Annotated in this window: 11 protein-coding genes and 1 pseudogene; 5 read left to right on the forward strand and 7 right to left on the reverse strand. The window is 48.0% G+C overall.

Annotation, left to right across the window (positions count from 1 at the left end; all coding sequences use genetic code 11):
* Positions 1-26 precede the first annotated feature (26 nt).
* A complete protein-coding gene (locus tag DWZ03_RS06640; RefSeq protein ID WP_005832910.1) occupies positions 27-848 on the forward strand; it encodes an alpha/beta hydrolase in 822 nt (273 codons plus the stop codon).
* Between the two features lie 3 nt (positions 849-851).
* Here DWZ03_RS06640 and coaW read toward each other — a convergent pair whose 3' ends face one another.
* A complete protein-coding gene (gene coaW, locus DWZ03_RS06645) occupies positions 852-1,682 on the reverse strand; it encodes a type II pantothenate kinase (protein WP_008665214.1) in 831 nt (276 codons plus the stop codon).
* A gap of 167 nt (positions 1,683-1,849) precedes the next feature.
* Positions 1,850-4,171: a DUF5686 family protein gene (locus DWZ03_RS06650; RefSeq protein WP_120129324.1), complete on the reverse strand. Its 2,322-nt coding sequence runs from the start codon at positions 4,169-4,171 to the stop codon at positions 1,850-1,852.
* A 416-nt stretch (positions 4,172-4,587) separates the two neighbouring features.
* Here DWZ03_RS06650 and DWZ03_RS06655 point away from each other — a divergent pair, with 416 nt between their 5' ends.
* Both DWZ03_RS06655 and DWZ03_RS06660 read left to right on the forward strand, forming a co-directional pair.
* A complete protein-coding gene (locus DWZ03_RS06655; protein ID WP_005832915.1) occupies positions 4,588-6,777 on the forward strand; it encodes a glutamine synthetase III in 2,190 nt (729 codons plus the stop codon).
* Between the two features lie 293 nt (positions 6,778-7,070).
* Positions 7,071-7,772 carry a Crp/Fnr family transcriptional regulator gene (locus tag DWZ03_RS06660; RefSeq protein ID WP_005832010.1) on the forward strand — a complete coding sequence of 234 codons (702 nt, stop codon included), beginning with the start codon at positions 7,071-7,073 and terminating at the stop codon, positions 7,770-7,772.
* A gap of 83 nt (positions 7,773-7,855) precedes the next feature.
* Here DWZ03_RS06660 and trxB read toward each other — a convergent pair whose 3' ends face one another.
* The 5 genes from trxB to DWZ03_RS06690 all read right to left on the reverse strand — a co-directional run bounded on the left by trxB (position 7,856) and on the right by DWZ03_RS06690 (position 14,556).
* Entirely contained in the window at positions 7,856-8,806 is a 951-nt protein-coding gene (gene trxB, locus DWZ03_RS06665; protein ID WP_057255730.1) for a thioredoxin-disulfide reductase, read from the reverse strand.
* Between the two features lie 37 nt (positions 8,807-8,843).
* Complete coding sequence (locus tag DWZ03_RS06670; protein WP_120129327.1) at positions 8,844-9,494, reverse strand: LolA-like putative outer membrane lipoprotein chaperone; 651 nt, start codon at positions 9,492-9,494, stop codon at positions 8,844-8,846.
* Between the two features lie 3 nt (positions 9,495-9,497).
* Positions 9,498-12,002: an FtsK/SpoIIIE family DNA translocase gene (locus DWZ03_RS06675; RefSeq protein WP_005832921.1), complete on the reverse strand. Its 2,505-nt coding sequence runs from the start codon at positions 12,000-12,002 to the stop codon at positions 9,498-9,500.
* 271 nt (positions 12,003-12,273) lie between these two features.
* Complete coding sequence (locus tag DWZ03_RS06680) at positions 12,274-12,885, reverse strand: winged helix-turn-helix transcriptional regulator (protein ID WP_005832923.1); 612 nt, start codon at positions 12,883-12,885, stop codon at positions 12,274-12,276.
* A 327-nt stretch (positions 12,886-13,212) separates the two neighbouring features.
* Entirely contained in the window at positions 13,213-14,556 is a 1,344-nt protein-coding gene (locus DWZ03_RS06690) for an ATP-binding protein (RefSeq protein ID WP_005832925.1), read from the reverse strand.
* A 427-nt stretch (positions 14,557-14,983) separates the two neighbouring features.
* On the opposite strand from DWZ03_RS06690, the pseudogene DWZ03_RS06695 reads away from it, so the two are divergent.
* Positions 14,984-17,803: pseudogene (locus tag DWZ03_RS06695) on the forward strand (glycoside hydrolase).
* Between the two features lie 89 nt (positions 17,804-17,892).
* Complete coding sequence (locus tag DWZ03_RS06700) at positions 17,893-19,983, forward strand: BT4734/BF3469 family protein (RefSeq protein WP_087331748.1); 2,091 nt, start codon at positions 17,893-17,895, stop codon at positions 19,981-19,983.
* Positions 19,984-19,995: the final 12 nt, after the last annotated feature.

The following is a 19,995-nucleotide window of genomic DNA, read 5'->3' on the forward strand; positions in this document are numbered from 1 at the left end:
TTTATACATAATCTCAATAATTTATCATGAAAAAGATAATCGCATGCATTTCCATCATTTGCTATACATTATTATGTTATAGCCAAAATCAGACAACGGACAACAACTACCGTACGCAAAAGAACATTTCCTATCTTCATCCCGGCGAAAAGGACAGTTATAAGCTGGAGCGTTGTAAGCTCGACCTCCATTATCCTACTGATAAAAAAGGATTTGCCACCCTTATCTGGTTCCACGGCGGAGGACTGGAAGCCGGAGAAAAACATTTTCCGAAGGAGTTCCTGGAGCAAGGCTACGCCGTGATAGCCGTAAACTACCGACTCAGCCCGCGTGCCCAAAATCCTGCCTACACGGAAGATGCCGCAGAGGCCGTTGCTTGGACTTTCGAGAATATAGAAGAATTCGGAGGAGATAAAGACAAAATATACATAGCCGGTCATTCAGCCGGTGGTTATCTCTGTCTGATGCTCAATCTGGACAAGAGTTACCTGGCAAAGTGGAATATTGACGCCAACAGCCTGGCAGGCGCTTTCCCCATCAGCGGACAGACCACTACCCACTACACCATCCGCAAAGAACGCGGGCTGCCTTCCGACACTCCGATTATAGATAAATATGCTCCTTCCAATAACGTAAGAAAAGACGCTTCACCCATGATACTTATCACTGGCGACAAAGAGTTGGAGATGCTGGCACGCTATGAGGAAAACGCCCATTTGTATGCTCTCCTCAAAGCACTGGGACAAAAAACCACCCTCTATCAGATGGAGGGATTTGACCACGGTACGGTGGCCGCTCCCGCATGTACCTTGATAAACAGCTATATGAAGAAGGCAGGCAAGAAGTAACCACTACCCTTGCCTTTCTTTTACGTATGCCAATGCCGCTCCTATTGCTGTTCTATATTCAGCATAGGGCGGTATATGAAAATGTACATGATAGATGGCTTCCATTTTAGAAAACACCTCCCGGCACTGGGGCAGTTGGGTGAGATTTCCTATCAGAACGAAATCCTTGATAGGACTGTTCAAAGCTGACAGTACAGCAGCTCCTCCAATGGTTTGAAGTACCGTATAAATTATACCGCAGGCAATATCTTCTTGAGAAGCATTGCTATCTGCTTTCCCGAAAAGAGAGGCGGTAGCACTCACTGGCAAGTCAGGCAAAGCAGTGTTGCAAATATCACCTATCTGCAAGTTGACACGAGTTACATCCCCTTTCTCAGCCAACTCGGACACCTGATGAATATCATGAGTTTTCAACAGCAACCTCGATAATCCCTGCAAGGTACCTCCACCAATCCCCAAGCCACCAATATGCTGCACCTTGTCTCCGTCTATTTTCACAAAAGAAGTGCCGGTACCCATGCTGACTACAATCAGTTGGTCTATATCCGTTGCATGTCTGGCTCCCAAACCATTGGCAATAAACTCATCCGTTTTGCGAGTAGGCAGTCCATATAGAGGGCTGTTGACAAATGCGCTTCCCACTCCCGTCAGCATCACCTGCTCCACATCGGCCAGCTGTATACCATTGTCATAAATATACTTACCGAATGCTCCGAATAAGGAAGTCACCGGGTCGGTAGCCGTAATAAACATTGGAGACTGTATCTGTTCTCCATTGATTCCAACGATTTTCGTGGTACTTCCACCCACATCTATTCCTATTACTATACCCATAGCTCCAAGTAATTTGCAGCAAAGTTACAAAAGAATCAATAATTGACAATTGATTAATGTGATAATGTGCCAATATGCTAATTGGCTAATTGGCTGCGCTATGTTTATGCTACGCCATCACGCCCTGGTCATTGACACATTGGCACATTAATCACATTACCACATTGCTATCTGTTAAACAGTTCGAAGGTAAATTTGCAACCTATTTCTTGATACTTCCAGTTTGCAAAGCTGGCAAACAAGCCAAAGTCAAATATATGTGTACCAATACCATACCCTACTTCCAGATAAGGTTTCAAGTGAGGAACCATCAATGCATTCAGATACAGACGTTCATTCAATACATATTGGGTATATTTCATCAGATGGCGGAGCAGGAGGAAAGGCGCTTCATAGGTAAGGTGTCCGCGGATATATTTACGGGAAGAGTTATACCAGCGGCCGTCCAGCAACTGGAACACCCCGCCAATATCATCACTCCAACCCATAGGAAGATTGGAACGCCGCAAATTGGCAAAGTCCACAAAGTACAGTTCCTTCTGATTGGTAAACTCTCCCCAACCAAAACGCCAATAAATATCACGCATCAAGCCCAAAGAAACCTGATGCTGCAAATCAATCTCTACACGCTCGTACGAACCACTGCTCTGCAACACTCCACTGAGTCCCCGCTCCCAATCTACTGAGATGGAAGGATACTTGGAATGAAGATTTACTTTACGGTCGCCATTCATATAATAGTATTGTCCCGGAGTCCAGGTGAGGCGGACGCGGGGAGCAAAACTATTATAGGTATGGCGGAACTTGTTCAGGATATTCGGGTCAAAATTCGGAAAGAAGGATGAACCTCCGGAACCGGCACGGGTGGCCGACTTGGTAGGCGGCATGCTCGGGTAGTTCAGTTCAAACCGGGAGCGGTTCACTTCCGTACGTCTGTGCATGGATACACCCACTTCCAGCGACAGACCGTTTACTATTTCCCAGCTATGACGCAGATTCAGATACAAATCCTTGAAATAATCCAAGTGTATCTGGTTGAAGTCAAAAATACTGTCGGGGATGGCTTTCAGGTCGTCCAGCACATCACTGCTGTAAATCCGGTTACCGTTACCAAACTCCAGATGCAATGCTGCACGCTTACGGGGCCAATAATCAAAATCGGACCTCACCCTCCAGTAAAACTCTTTTTCCTTAAAATTATAACCTATCCGGGGAACGATGCGCAGCAGGCGATCACCGGTAAAAATACGGTTGTACTTGAACTCCTGCCGATACGAAATTCCATGCTTGCCGCTATAGCTCAAAAGAAAAGGATTGATTAGTGGTGAACAGCGCACACTCCCCAATTTATCAAGGTCTACCGTATAGCGACTGATCAATGCATCTCCAATCTGCCCCCAAAACTCCAAGTTCTTATTCACCGGTTTCTTTTTCCGGGCGAGCGTATCCCGACGCAAGAAGAAATCCTGATACAGTGTCTCCTCATGCGGAGTCAAAGGAATGGGACGCAAAGTTTTAAAGTAAGCAGTATCACGTAGATAAGCATTCGTATCAGTACGCAACGTGTATGAATCGGACAAGTCATATTTACTTTTCTTCACCGACCTCCGTATATCACTGCCAGAAGTTTTCTGAATGATGTTCTTATAATCGAGTACAGCTTCATAAGTGCCATCTACCACATTTCCCAAAAAACGAAACGTTGCATCCACATCATACTGCAACGGAAGAAATTCGTCCGAATCGCCCACATTACCCATCTTCACCAGATTATTGAACCGCACCATCTCATTACGTCCGGAAAAACGCATCTCGCGTACACTCCACACGTTATCACTCACAATCAGATAACCGCCCACCAGCTGAAAGCTTTTGCTTTTTGGCATAAAACGGATTTTATACTGAAGGGCATGCCGTTCCCCCATCACCGTATCAATCCGATAGGTATAATATTTTTTGGCATTGGGTGCTAAAGGAGAGAGTAGTTTGTCATATAATAAGGTAGAAGAATAGATGTTGATGTGAAAATATTCCGGCAGCCGTCCGTCCATTTCCCAAAACTCGGAAGCAGTACCGACACTTGCCTTTACCTTCTGGTCATAGATGTCGGGAGCAGTAAAATGCAAATCGCTATAAGTTTCCATCATATATTCCCGCACCCCTTTCTTGGGCCGGAACATGGAAGGGATGTAGCGGAGAATATGATTCTTCTTACGGATATTCACCCAGCCCTTTATGTAAAGCTCAGCCTTGTAACTTTCAATAATACGTTCATAAAGGGGGGCAAAGAAGATGACTTTCTCCATGATGGAGTCTGCCGAACTCACATGTTTGTCAACCGGATAAGATACACGCTCCGCCCCTGCCTTCTGTACAAAAGAAAACAAGAAGCAAATCCAAATCCATATAAACAACAAACGTTTCAACCGCAATTTCTCCTTATAGAATCGGGACAAATATACGGAAGAATTTGTGTAATGCAAAAACATGTTCCATAAAGAAGTGGGGATGACACTTGTGACACCCTTTATTATAAAACATATGTTACGCGCGCGAGACAATAATACACAAGCACACATAGTTTGTGCGAGATAAATACGAACCTATATTAATTGTTATAAAAAGGGTGCCACAAGTGTCATGTACAGAATGATTCGTAATTGTGACACATGAAAATTACTAATCACGACGCACTAAGATTACTAATCGTGATGCGGAAAGATTACTAATCATGGCATGTAACAAACGCAAGCTTTGGGTCGTTTTTCCATAACAAGCAGGCTTTTTCAGGGGGTCTATTCTCAAAAAACACTAATATTTTCGAGAATACCCCCTAAAAAAGAGGGGGTAGTTCAGAAAAAACATGTATTTTTGCGCCCAACAACCAATAAAAGGAGAGACTTATATGTCAAAAATGCGATTTTTTGCTTTGCAAGAACTTGCCAATCGGCAACCTCTTGAAGTGACCACCCCTTCAAACAAACTGTCCGACTACTACGGCAGCCATGTCTTCGACCGTAAGAAAATGCAGGAATACCTGCCCCGTGAAGCCTACAAAGCCGTAACCGACGCCATTGAAAAAGGCACTCCCATCAACCGCGAAATGGCAGACTTGATTGCCAACGGCATGAAAAGTTGGGCAAAATCCCTCAACGTCACCCACTACACGCACTGGTTCCAACCCCTAACGGATGGAACTGCTGAAAAGCATGACGGCTTCATCGAATTCGGCGAAGGAACAGAAGTGATCGAACGTTTTTCCGGCAAACTGCTCATCCAGCAGGAACCGGATGCATCCTCTTTCCCCAACGGAGGTATCAGAAACACATTCGAAGCACGAGGATATACTGCTTGGGATGTTTCCTCACCTGCCTTTGTGGTAGATACCACACTTTGCATCCCCACTATCTTCATCTCTTATACCGGCGAAGCGCTCGACTACAAGACTCCATTGCTCAAAGCCTTGGCAGCCGTAGACAAAGCAGCGACAGACGTATGCCAGTTGTTCGACAAGAATATCACACGCGTTTATACCAATTTAGGCTGGGAACAAGAATATTTCCTCGTCGACTCGGCACTGTACAATGCCCGCCCGGACCTTTGTCTAACCGGACGTACCCTGATGGGACACTCCTCGGCCAAAGACCAGCAGCTGGAGGACCACTATTTCGGCTCCATCCCCCCACGTGTCACAGCTTTTATGAAAGAACTGGAAATCGAATGTCACAAACTGGGTATCCCGGTCAAGACCCGCCATAACGAAGTAGCTCCCAACCAGTTTGAGCTGGCGCCTATCTTTGAGAATGCCAACCTTGCCAACGACCACAACCAGCTTGTGATGGATCTGATGAAACGCATCGCACGCAAGCATCACTTCGCCGTACTGCTTCACGAAAAACCCTACAACGGCGTGAACGGCTCCGGCAAGCACAACAACTGGTCGCTTTGCACCGATACGGGTATCAATTTGTTTGCACCGGGCAAGAATCCGAAAGGGAACATGCTGTTCCTTACCTTCCTGGTAAACGTACTGATGATGGTATACAAAAACCAGAACTTGCTGCGCGCCTCCATCATGAGTGCCGGAAACAGCCACCGTCTGGGAGCCAATGAAGCGCCTCCCGCCATTCTGTCCATCTTCCTGGGCAAACAGCTGTCTTCCATCCTCGACGAGATAGCCCGCCAGATAAGCAGCAGCAAGATGACATCGGAAGAAAAGACAACACTGAAATTAGGCATCGGACGTATTCCCGAAATATTACTGGATACCACCGACCGTAACCGTACTTCTCCATTCGCCTTCACCGGCAACCGCTTTGAGTTCCGTGCCGCAGGTTCATCTGCCAACTGCGCCGCCGCCATGATTGCCATCAATGCGGCTATGGCCAATCAGCTGAACGAGTTCAAAGTATCCATCGACAAACTGATGGAAGAAGGAGTCGGCAAGGATGAAGCCATCTTCCGCATTATGAAAGAGACCATCATCGCCTCCGAGCCTATCCGCTTTGAGGGTGACGGCTACTCCGAACAATGGAAGCAGGAAGCCGCACGCCGTGGGCTGACCAACATCTGCCACGTTCCCGAAGCCTTGATGCACTACATGGATAACCAGTCCCGTTCCGTACTCATCGGCGAACGTATCTTCAACGAAACGGAGCTTGCCTGCCGCTTGGAAGTAGAACTGGAGAAATACACCATGAAGGTACAGATAGAAAGCCGTGTGCTGGGCGACCTTGCCATCAACCACATCGTACCGACTGCCGTTATCTACCAAAACCGTCTGCTGGAAAATCTCCGTGGCCTGCGCGAGACCTTCTCTCCCGAAGAATACGAAGTCCTCAGTGCCGACCGGAAAGAGCTTGTACGCGAAATTTCCAAGCGCGTAACAGCCATCAAGGTACAAGTACGCGAAATGACCGAAGCCCGCAAAGTAGCCAACCACATGGATAACTACAAAGACAAGGCTTTCGCTTACGAAGAAACCGTACGCCCTTATCTGGAAAGTATCCGTGACCACATCGACCACCTTGAGATGGAAATTGATGATGAAATCTGGCCGCTTCCGAAATATAGGGAGCTGCTGTTTACAAAGTAGGCCTCTCCCTAGCCCCTCCCCCGTAGGGAGGGGGATAGAGATACTACGATAAACAATTAAGTTACTACGATTTACGATTTGACGGTTTACGGTTGGAGTTACTCATACAATCATAAACCCACCTGCTAATGAGCAGTTGTTTAACAATACAAACTTCAATCGTAAATCGTCTAATCGTAAATATATAGATTTTCCTTTATCTCCCCCCCCTACGACATCTTTTTGTCATATTTGTGCAATATTTAATTTTTTCTTTTTACATTTGTGCTGTATAACACAGTTTTGCAGCAGTTATGGTAAAAGTAAACTTGTCTGATATTAATGTTCCGGAGTTGATTGCAGATATATGGTCTCCCTTGAATGACGAACAACGGGAATTCCTCGCCAACCACTTCACACTCCAGAACTACAAAAAAAACGAAGTCATCCATTGCGAAGGCGAGACACCTACGCATTTGATGTGTCTGCTGAGTGGAAAGGTCAAAATCTATAAAGACGGAGTCGGTGGTAGAAGCCAGATTATCCGTATGATTAAACCTGTCGAATATTTCGGTTACCGCCCTTACTTTGCAAAAACAGACTATGTCACGGCAGCATCTGCATTCGAGCCGTCTCTTGTTTGCCAAATCCCCATGACTGCCTTGATGACTCTGCTCACACAAAACAACGACCTTGCCATGTTCTTCATCAAGCAATTGTCCGTTGACTTGGGCATTGCCGATGAACGTACCGTAAACCTGACGCAGAAACATATCCGCGGAAGACTCGCAGAATCCCTGCTGTTCCTCAAAGAAAGTTATGGTTTGGAGGAAGACGGCTCCACCTTGAGTATCTATCTCTCGCGTGAAGATCTGGCCAATTTGTCAAACATGACCACTTCCAACGCCATACGTACGTTGTCACAGTTTGCCACAGAACGGTTAATCACCATCGACGGACGTAAAATCAAAATCATAGACGAAGAAAAGCTGAAGAAAATCAGCAAGATAGGATAAGGAATAAGTGACAAGGGATAAGCGATTAGGGGTTAGCATAATAAAAACACATTGTTACCATCCTAACCCCTAATCACTAATCACTAAATCAGTCCTTTCGCAGACAAATATCTTTCCGCTTCAATGGCTGCCTGGCAACCAGTTCCGGCAGCGGTGATGGCTTGACGATAGTGAGGATCAGCAACGTCTCCGGCGGCGAATACGCCCGGCACTTTCGTACGCGGTGTTCCCGGCTCGGTGACGATATAACCTACTTCGTCCGTATCTACATAAGGTTTGAAAATATCTGAGTTGGGTTTATGGCCGATAGCCAGGAAGAAACCGTCAATAGCTACATCATAGCGCTTCTCATCAGGTTCACCCATACGCTGTACCAAATGTACACCTTCCACACCGTTCTCTCCAAACAAGCCTACGGCATTATGTTCGAACAGTACTTCAATCTTGTCATGCTTCATCACACGCTCCTGCATAATCTTGGAAGCGCGAAGATAAGGTTTGCGGACAATCAGATAAACCTTGGCAGCCAGTCCGGCAAGGTAAACAGCTTCCTCGCAGGCAGTATCTCCACCCCCTACAACAGCTACCGTTTTCTTGCGGTAGAAGAAACCGTCACAAGTGGCACAAGCGCTGACACCCATTCCCGCATATTTCTTTTCATCCTCCAGCCCCAGATACTTCGCAGCGGCACCTGTAGCAATAATCAGCGTTTCAGCCTCAATCATCTTTTCGTCATCAATCGTAATCTTGTAAGGTGCTTCAGCAAGATTGGCTGCGGTAGCAACTCCATAACGCAAATCTGCACCAAAACGTTCGGCTTGCTTCCGCAGGTCTTCCATTAATTCCGGACCTCCGATACCTTGGGGATAACCGGGGAAATTCTCCACATCAGTAGTGGTTGTCAACTGGCCACCGGGCTGCAATCCTGCATAAAGTACCGGTGAAAGATTGGCACGGCCTGCATAAATAGCGGCAGTATAGCCGGCAGGACCCGACCCGATAATCAGACATTTTACTTTTTCTGTTTCCATCATTATATTATTTACTATTTGACTATTTACAATTTACTATTTAGCGCATGTCGATGACTTCAGCCGTGGGATAGGCTTTTTTGTCAAAGACAAAGAAACTATCCGGATAGGATTGTCCGGTCTGGTAGTTATCAATAAGGATAGTAGTCATATACTTACTCCCCCGTGGTGCCAAGTCCACTTGATGCAGACGATACGTATCCTTTGTCACAAACAGATAGACACTTTCAGGGTCTTTTCTCTTGTCGGCAGCAGTCATGGTGATGTAATAAACAGACTTGTCTTGCTTACCACCGACACTGCTCAACTTCAATCTGTATCCCTGCTTGTAGAGGGACAACCAAGCATACGGATTAAGAGTCTGCAATTCCTCCTGCGTAGGTTCCGATATATTCACCTCATCTGCCGAAGCCACATAACTCCACTGCGTATGTCCGTCAAACCAAGTCTTCATTCCCTCGGTCTCAACCACAAACTTCTCACCTTCCAGATAGAGAACTCCCGCATAAGAGCCTTGTTGTTCGTTCACGGTAAACGCCAGTTTCACCCCTCCCGCTTTCCGAAAGGCTTCGGCTGTACGCTCCAATATATTCTTGGCATCCGGTTGTTGTGCCGACATCGGCACAGCAAACAACAGCAATAGCACACCAAGTAAAAGCTTATCAAGTTTCATCATTCTATAAATAACCATTCCTTATTGCAAATTGTTTAACCGCATTTCCAGGTCGCTCTCATCTATACAGAACACCTCACGCGCCTTACTACCTTGCGCCGGTCCCACAATCCCCGCTTTCTCCAACTGGTCCATGATGCGGCCGGCACGATTATAACCGATGGCAAACTTACGCTGAATGAGCGATGTGGAACCCTGCTGGTGAATAACAACGAGACGGGCTGCATCCTCGAACAAAGGATCGAGACGTCCCATATCCACATCCCCCAAATCACCTCCTGCATTTTCATCCACATATTCGGGCAGATAGAAAGCAGTGGGGTAACTCTGCTGGCGGGCGATAAACTTCGTAATCTCCGCCACTTCGGGCGTATCGATAAAGGCACACTGCACACGCACCGGGTCAGCTCCCTGCAGGAATAACATATCACCGCGGCCTATCAGCTGGTTGGCTCCCGGACGGTCGAGGATGGTACGCGAATCGACCATTGCCGATACACGGAAGGCGATACGCGCCGGGAAGTTGGCCTTAATCGTACCCGTAATGATGTTTGTTGTCGGTCGCTGTGTAGCGATAATCATATGTATACCCACGGCACGCGCCAACTGGGCGATACGTGCGATGGGCAGTTCCACATCCTTACCGGCTGTCATAATCAAGTCACCGAACTCGTCGATAACGACTACGATATAAGGCATGAACTTATGCCCCTTTTCCGGATTCAGACGACGGTTGATGAACTTCTCGTTATACTCCTTGATATTGCGCACATGGGCAGCTTTCAGCAAGTCATAGCGAGTATCCATCTCCACACAGATGGAGTTCAAAGTCTGCACCACCTTCGTGACGTCCGTAATGATGGCATCTTCCCCATCGGGTAATTTCGCGAGGAAGTGATGCTCAATTACGGAGTAGATGCTGAATTCTACTTTTTTGGGGTCTACCAGCACAAACTTCAGCTCTGCCGGATGCTTCTTATATAATAAGGAGGTGATGATGGCATTCAACCCCACGGACTTACCCTGACCGGTAGCACCGGCAACGAGCACGTGCGGCATCTTGCACAAATCCACCATAAACACTTCATTCGTAATCGTCTTACCCAGTGCGATGGGCAAGTCGTAAGTAGACTCCTGGAACTTCTTGCTGCCGATAATGCTCTGACCGGATACAATCTTCGGATTGGAGTTGGGCACTTCGATACCAATCGTACCCTTTCCCGGAATGGGAGCGATGATACGGATGCCGAGCGCCGAAAGGCTGAGGGCAATATCATCTTCCAGACCGCGTATCTTCGAAATGCGGACGCCCTGCTCGGGAGTGATTTCATACAGCGTCACCGTAGGACCTACCGTCGCCTTAATGGTACTGATTTCTATACCGAAACTACGCAGAGTATTGATAATCTTATCCTTGTTCGCGTTCTGCTCTACCATGTCAATGGTCGGACCATTGTCATCGTAATGCTTCATCAAGTCTATTGTGGGGTAATGATAGTTTTCCAAATCCAGACGGGGATTGTACGGCTCCTTCTCCGTTCCCACATACTCCTCCTCTTCAGCCTTCTCAACCTGGAATGCCGGCTCCTTCTCTACCGGCTGTTCCCGAAAAGGGGGTACCGGCTCCGGTGCAGGAGTCTCAAAAGTCATGGTAACGTCCTCATCCGCAGACTTGGCAGGCTTTACCTTTCCATCACTTCCACCCAAGTCAAGGGTGATTTCATTCAGCGGTTCGTCCTCTTCTTCCTCTGTGGCAACCTCCTCCTCCTTTTCAAGAACCTTTTCCGGCTCCGCAGCTTCCGGTGTCGGAGCAGTAGTCTTTTCCTTTGCACCCCAAGAGGTCTTGAACTCTTCCGGCGTTTCACCCTGCACGCTTTCCGCCTTCTCCTTACGCTTCAAGAAGCTGAGACTGAACAATCTGCGCAACCAGATGACAGTCCGTGCACTCAGATAGATGAGGAAGCAGATGGCAGTTACCAACAATAGCAGCCATACTCCCGGCACACCGACTTGAGACACAAGCCAGTTGCTGACATTGTATCCGTGCATACCGCCCAGATAGAGGAAAGAGTCCTTGTACTGGTCTACAAACACAAAACCGAAAAATACCGAGAACCACACCAGCATCAACGAACAGCCGATGAACCACTTCCACAAGCGCACCACACGCACCCGCATCAGCTTCAATCCCGCCACAGCCAGGAACACGAGAATCAGGAAAGACGATACACCGAAACAATCATTTATCAGATAGCTGGCCAACTGCGCACCGCGGCTACCGGCGTAGTTCTTCACCCCATTATTGGTGGAAATCAGCTCCTGCGCACTGCCTCCGTCAATGATGCTCTGGTCTGCCGCTCCCGTGAAAAAGAACGACGAAAAGGCGAGCAACAAATAAACCGAAAAGATTACCAGTACCAAGCCGATAACGAAATGAACAGTTTCACTTCTAAATAACGCTGCCACTTTCCCAAAAAACGAGAGTGACAGCTCCGTATCTTTAGCTGTTGAATTTTTCTTTGCCATATTTTTTAAATAACTATTGAGAATTGATTGCAAAAATAATAAAAACTATCCTTCTGCCGCGTTGTTTTCATTCTTTAATTTCTCGTCTGCCGATTATAGGTATTCCTAATCTACAACTGTAATTTTATCGCATGTTTTACTTACATACTTGCATGAAATGACATAGCGCACTAATTTACAACAGATTGCACCATGCAAGCAGACCTCATGCAAGCATGCAGGCAGATTTTGCCTACATGACGCAATCCATGCAAGCCCTATACGCATCAACCTACTCTTTTTCCTTCAAAAAATAAATCGGCTGTTTCTGCAACCCTTTGTTTACCAACACATTCTCCTCACAAAGACGACGAATCTGCCGCGTTGCAGTCGTGCGGGTCATGCCGCAAATCGACTGTACAACACTGCGGGTGATGAACTCATTCTTACGTAGATAGTTCACCACTTTTTGCTTCACCTCATCATCCGTCAGCCTCTTTTTCGTGAGATTCCGCAATTTCAGCGGCTTTACCTTCAATACTCCTATCTCACTGCGCAGCGCCTTGTCCGGTCTGAAAGTGATGTTTTTCAACTTCACCTTAGTACTTTTCCGCTTTGTCTCCAGTGTCACCGGTTCCGTGCAGGTCAGCGTGGGAACAAAGTAACCGATGCCGTCCAAATGTACCTGCCTGCCCTCCCCCAGCTCGCGTCCCACAAAATGCGACAAAGCATCGAGTACCGCCAGTACATCCGTCTCGGTCAGCGAGCAGTATTCTTGTATATGCCTGCGCAGTTCATCGGTCGTTGTGGAGCCGTTCAGTTTAATCCGGGGGTGCAGGGTCAGCTCTTCCCCTTGTTTATCCTTCGTTTTCGGGTTTTCGTACCAATCAAATAAAATTGCCATATTCTTTCCTCCATTTTTAGATTCATTTCTGTTGCTGTCTGCAGGTTTCGCTCATGCAAAGTACCGGCTTTCATTAGGCAGAGCATGGGTCTTCCTTACGCAAAGAAGCGTTCTTCCTTCTGCTGAAAGCTTATCAAAAAAAGATGCGCACAGCTGTGGTTTACCTTCTTCATATTTGTGATACACCTTCTTCACAACTATGAGAAAGACATTCCACGACTGTGCGCAACTACAAACTACAGAGGCAAAGATAATGAAAAGCAGGGGGCTTGGCAAAGGAATGCTAATCTTTTTCAATAGCAAGCATTATTTTCCGAATAGAACACTTTACAGTCCCGATAAATCCACTTTATAAAAAGTCGGAGCAACATTGCTTTTCTCGAAGAACATCGCCATATAGATCGGGGCATAGATAATCTTACCTGCGACGCGCAGATTACCGTTGTTGAACACAACTGCTTCGGAGAAGTCGTATTCCTCGCAATCCATGATGTTGGACAAAGCGCGGTGTGTCTCGTAATCTTTACCTGATTTTACCTCAATAGGCAGTACCTTACCCTCAAGCTCAATAACAAAATCCAATTCACCGCGCTTCTTGTTGTTGTAATAGTAGGGAACAATGCCGTGAGCCACCAACTCCTGCGCTACGGCATTCTCGTAAATTGAACCGAAATTGATGTCCTTATCACCTTTTATAATCCGCATCTGAATGCCCTCGGCATATTGGCTGGCCAGCAGTCCGATATCACTTTGGAAGAGTTTGAACAGATTGCGTGAACGTGCAAGCAGGAGCGGCATTTTCGGCTCCTCCACATTATAGACGGGTAGCGCCACGCCCGCGTTCGTCAGCCATAAAAAACTGTTCTCGACCCGGTCGAACTTTGCGTGCTCATTCAATCGTTTCAGTATGAAGCGTTTGTTTTTAGCGTTTAGCTCAGGGGGAATAAGATTAAAAATCTCCTCGATGTAGAGTTTGTTATTAGGATCATACTGGGCGATGTCACGTTTGTACAGACGAATGATATCCTGCTGCACAGTCATCACCTCTTGCAGGTTGTTACTCTCGAGATATTTGCTCACGACCGCAGGCATACCGCCCACAACAAGATAGAGCCGGAACAGCTCCATAATTTTGCCGTGGACAAACTCATCGACGGCAGTGCGATTCCGCCATGCCTCATGCAATGCCCCGATAACGGCGTCATTTATACCCACACACGAAATAAACTCCTCGAAATCGAGTGGGAACATATCCTTTACACCCATGTAGCCAACCGGTTCCGAGCGCAGGTCTTTCAATTCTACGCCCAGCAACGAACCGCTCAAGATGTAACGATACGAACCGTCATCCACCAGAAACTTAATTGCCGTAACAATATCGGGACATTGCTGTACTTCGTCGAAAAAGACGAGCGTTTCACCCTTGATGAGCGGCACGGAGGTGATTGCCGATAGACGGAGCAGAATATCACCGCTGCTCTTTGCTCCCTTGAACAAATCCACCGCTTCGGGCATCTCGACGAAATTGACTTCAATGAAACTTTTAAACGTCTTACCGAACTGACGAATGGAATATGTCTTACCTATTTGTCGTGCTCCGGTAATAAGCAGGGCGTTACGGTTAGTTTCGTAGTAATTGCGAATGTAATCATCTATCTTTCTTTTTATCATAACCTATTCTTGTTTATTCGATTATTAAATGCAATAATCACACTATGCCTCTTTTCCATTGCAAATATAAAGGATTTATGCCACTTTTCCAAGATTTACGCCTACACAAATTGCCGTTTTTCCAATTTAGTAACAGTATCCAAATGCATGCTTTATATGCCCACCGAAGAGGAACTGCAGAACAAGATTGAAAGACAGAAAAACTTTTACCGGTTGCAGCACACGGAAAAATCAATAGAGTAACGACGTATGGTGAAAAGATTGGTTATAATGACGAACACTCAACAACACTAATATCAAGCATGAAGATAGCAATAAAAAACATCCCGTCACATAATTGGAAACATTTTGTATACAGAGAGACGGGAGCAATGCCCTATATTTGCAACCGGTCAATCAATCACCGGCCATGAAAAACAGGTAGTTTATGAGAAATTTCATTGTATTATGCTTATTGGCATGTCTGGCATCATGTACAGACAAAAAAGAATTCCAGACAATAAGAGAACGAATCGATTTATCAGGAAATTGGAACAGTTCATTAGGGAACTGCACATTGCCCGGTACGACGGATGAAAACAAGTTGGGAGACGGCAGGCATCCCACCAATGTAACCTCCCAGTTGACACGGACTTATCCCTACTCCGGCATCGTAGAATATGAAAAAGATGTTGAAATTCCCGTACAGATGGAAGGGAAACGCCTGATACTTTTCATGGAGCGTACAAAACCCAGCACTCTCTGGATAGATGGAGACAGTATAGGCACGTTGGGACATATCTATGCACCTCACTGCTATAGCCTGCCGGCCTTGGCACCCGGCAGCCACCATATAAAGATACGCATTGACAATTCCCCCAGCTCCGTACCAGCCGAAATCCAAAGCTCGCATGCCTGAACCGACGGCACACAAACCAACTGGAACGGTATTCTGGGCGACTTCTACATCGAAGCGACCCCACACACCTATCTCAAGCAGGTACAAGTCTACCCATCTGTAAAGGAGAAAAAGGCCCGCATCCATGTAAACATATACAGCGATTCGGAGCAATCGGGCATAGTGACCCTTTCTGCCAAGACGTGGAACACCCAACAAGAACACCAGTTGCCGGACATGGAAAAACAAGTCGGCTTGAGCAAAGGTGAAAATAAGATAGAACTGGTGCTCGACATGGGCAACCGGATGCAGACATGGAGCGAATTCCACCCCACACTTTATGCACTGAACGTGGCCCTTGCCACAAACGAGGGTAAAGACAATATAATAACAGATTTCGGTATGCGCGACTTTGCCACCGAAGGTACTCAGTTCACCATAAACGGCTTCAAGACCTTCTTGCGCGGCAAACACGACGCTTGCGTATTCCCACTTACCGGATATGCGCCGATGGATGTAAAGTCCTGGCGAAAAGTTTTTCAAACAGCCAAGAGTTATGGCATCAACTACTACCGTTGCCATTCCTACACCCCGCCCCGCGCCGCTTTTGCCGCTGCCGACATCGAGGGTATCTATTTCCAGGCCGAGTTGCCTTTATGGGGAAGCATTTCACCGGACAACCATCGCCTGAATGACTTCTTGCTGAACGAAGCCTATATGACCCTCGGCTACATGGGCAATCACCCCTCATTCACCATGTTGGGACTGGGCAACGAGTTGGGTGGCGACGTTGACCTGATGCGCAATTGGCTGGACGGATTCAGAAAACATGACAACCGCCATCTCTATTCGTTCGGTTCCAACAACTTCCTGGGTTGGGGAGGTGCCATAGACGGTGAAGATTATCTGACAACCTGCCGGGTAGGAGGAGGCGAAGGCTATACAACGCACGTACGCAGTTCGTTTGCCTTTGTCGATGCCGAAAAGGGAGGTATCTTGAACAACACCCGTCCCAATACCCGTGCGGATTATACTGCTGCCATAGCGAAATCTCCCCGACCGGTCATCAGTCACGAAACCGGACAGTTCCAAATTTATCCCGACTACAAGGAGTTGGAGAAATACACCGGCGTATTGCATCCATATAACTTGGAGATATTCCGTGACCGGCTCAATGAAAATGGACTGCAGAACCAGATTGACGCATTCCATCAGGCCACCGGCCGGTTTGCCGTCGAATGCTACAAGGCTGATATTGAATACGGCCTGCGCACTGCCGGTTTAGGCGGATTCCAGATGCTCGACCTTCAAGACTTTCCCGGACAAGGCTCGGCACTGGTAGGCATTCTGGATGCTTTCATGGACAGCAAAGGCATTGTCACTCCCGAAACATTCCGCGGCTTTTGTGCTCCGGTGGTACCGCTGGCGCTTATGGACACCTACTGTTACAGCAACAAAGAAGAGCTGAACATAGGACTCGCCCTGACAAATTACGAAGAGCAACCATGGTCTGATGCATTATGCTGGCGTCTGGAAAGCCTGAGTGACAGCGTAACTTTTGTTCGCGAAGGCAAAGTCCCCGCCCATGTAGAGCAAGGAAAAGCAATGCAGGTGGGCGAGTTGAAAAGCACCCTTACCGAAATAGACAAGCCTGCCCAATTGCGACTGACACTGACCACCGGGAATTATCATAACTATTATAACTTATGGGTATACCCCGACCGGACACCGGAAAGCGAAGCGGACATCTTCATCTGTCAGTCCTTGGATGACGAGGCGCGAAAGAGACTGAGCCAAGGAGGAAAGATACTGCTTATACCCGACCACAAAGCCATTGAAGAACAGAGTGTAGGTGGACTTTTTACTCCTGACTACTGGAACTATGCCATGTTCAAAAGCATTTCGGAAAACGCCGGCCGCGAAGTTTCGCCGGGCACCCTCTCCTTGCTGATGGACGAGAAACATCCCTTGTTCCGGCAGTTCCCCACCGAGTGCCATAGCAACTGGCAATGGTGGAGCATCGTACGCCATGCCCGCCCCTTTATTCTGAATGCTACGCGCCACGAATACAAGCCGCTTATCCAAGTAGTAGACAATGTGGAACGGAACCACAAGTTAGGCTTGCTGTTCGAATTTGCCGTAGACAACGGTAAGGTATTGGTTTGTATGAGCAATCTCGAAGCAATTCGCCACACTCCGGAAGGAGGTCAGCTGCGCAATGCCATTTTAAGCTATATGAAGTCGGCTGAGTTCTCTCCCACCGAGACGCTGACCTCACAGCAGTTGCAGCACATATTAACAACCGAGGTGAAGAAGCAAGACATTGTCGGCGTGAAAAACCAGTCGGATTACGACGTACAGCCAGAATAAATATGAGAAGTTTCATCATAATTCCACTTTTCCTCGGCTATCCCGTCATTTTTCAGTAGCTTTGCGGACTTTAATACAGCAAGCACCCCATGAAACTTACCCTTATACGCACCGCTCGTGAAACCGGCAAAGAGACATTCAGCACATGGCCCAGCGACACCTTGATGGAGAAGATGAAAACCGAGAACAAAGCCGGACACATATCCGCCTTGCGCAGCCTCATTCCCCACATCACCGGAAGCAACGGACACTACCCCTGCATAGACAAACTGCCACGCATCTGCCCTGCCGCAGAATATGCCCGCAGCAAAGAGGGGGAAAGATACCTGAAAACCTATAACGGACTGGTACAGATTGAAGTCAACCACCTGGCCAATGCCGTGGAAGTGGAGCAAGTAAAGCACCAGGCGGCCCTGCTGCCGCAAACTTTTGCCGCCTTTTGCGGAAGCAGCGGACGAAGCGTAAAAATATGGGTACTGTTTGCCACCCCCGACGGTTCGCGCCCCAGGCAGGAAGAAAAAATCAGGCTGTTTCATACCGCTGCCTACCGGCTCGCCGTAAACTGTTACCAGCCCCTGCTCCCCTACCCCGTCACACTGAAAGAACCTGCCGTGGAGCAAAGCTGCCGCATGACGCTCGATGACCGTCCCTATTACAATCCGTCTGCCGTCCCTTTCTGTCTGGAACAGCCTTTGTCCGTGCCCGACGAGCCCACCTTCGGCCAACGGAAACAGACCGAAGCAAACCCGCTGATGCGTATTGCCCCCGGCTATCCGGCCTCCCAAACCTTCTCCATCCTCTTCGAAGCCGCCCTAAACCGTACCTTCGAAGAGCTGGAAAACTGGAAACGGGGCGATGACCTACGCCCCCTGCTCTACCTGCTTGCCGGGCATTGCTACAAAGCCGGCATTCCCGAAGAAGAGGCAGTACGTCAAGTCATGATGCACTACTACCGCGAAGCGGATGAACAGCTGGTGCGCATGACCCTGCACAACCTCTACCGCGAATGCAAAGGCTTCGGCACCCGCAGCAGCATGACCCGCGACCAAATCACCGCCTTCCGCCTGGAAGAATTCATGAACAGACGCTATGAGTTCCGCTGGAACACCGTGCTGGGAGAATTGGAATTCCGCCAACGGGACTCCATACACTTCCATTTCCGCCCTGCCGACCAGCGGGTAAGAAGCAGTATCGGACAGAATGCCCTGAAAGAAGGAATCAGCGTATGGGACAGAGATGTGGCACGCTACCTCAACTCGGACGCCATTCCCTTGTACAACCCCATCGAAGAATATCTGAACAGCACCGGACATTGGGACGGCAAGGACCGTATCCGCGCATTGGCCGACCTCGTCCCCTGCAACAATCCGTACTGGCGGGAACTCTTCTACCGCTGGTTTCTCAGCATGACGGCGCACTGGCAAAACATCGACCGTCAGCATGGAAACAACACGTCTCCCCTACTGGTCGGAGCCCAAGGCTATCGTAAAAGTACCTTCTGCCGCATCCTGCTGCCACCCGAACTGCGCTTCGGATATACCGACAGTATCGACTTCAAAAGCAAGCAGGACGCAGAGCGGAGCCTCGGCCGCTTTTTCCTGATAAACATCGACGAATTCGACCAAATCAGCGTCAATCAGCAAGGTTTTCTAAAGCATCTGCTGCAGAAACCCGTGGCAAACCTGCGCAAGCCTTACGGCACCGCCATCCAGGAAATAAGACGCTACGCCTCCTTTATAGCAACCAGCAACCAGAAAGACCTGCTGACAGACCCCAGCGGCAGCCGCCGTTTCATCTGCATCGAAGTCACCGGCCCCATCCATACCAATGTCACCATCAACTACCGGCAACTCTACGCACAAGCCATGGATGCCATAGCCAAAGGTGAACGCTACTGGCTGGACGATTCCGACGAAGCCATCTTGAAACAGACCAACCGGGAGTTTGAACAGCCCACACCGTTGGAACAGCTCTTCCTCTGCCACTTCCATCCCGCCGAAAATGAAGAGGAAGGAGACTGGATGACCCCTATGGAGATTCTCTCCTTCTTGCAAACCAAGACCAAAGACCGGCTGTCCATCAATAAAGTGGCTCTGTTCGGACGTGCACTCCACAAACTGGGCATCAGCAGCCGCCGGAAGACAAGAGGAACAGAATATCATGTAGTGAAAAAAGAATAATCCTGCCAATTA

Origin of the sequence: Bacteroides sp. AF29-11, assembly GCF_003602895.1 — a bacterium.
In the GTDB taxonomy this organism is placed as follows: Bacteria; Bacteroidota; Bacteroidia; order Bacteroidales; family Bacteroidaceae; genus Bacteroides; species Bacteroides uniformis.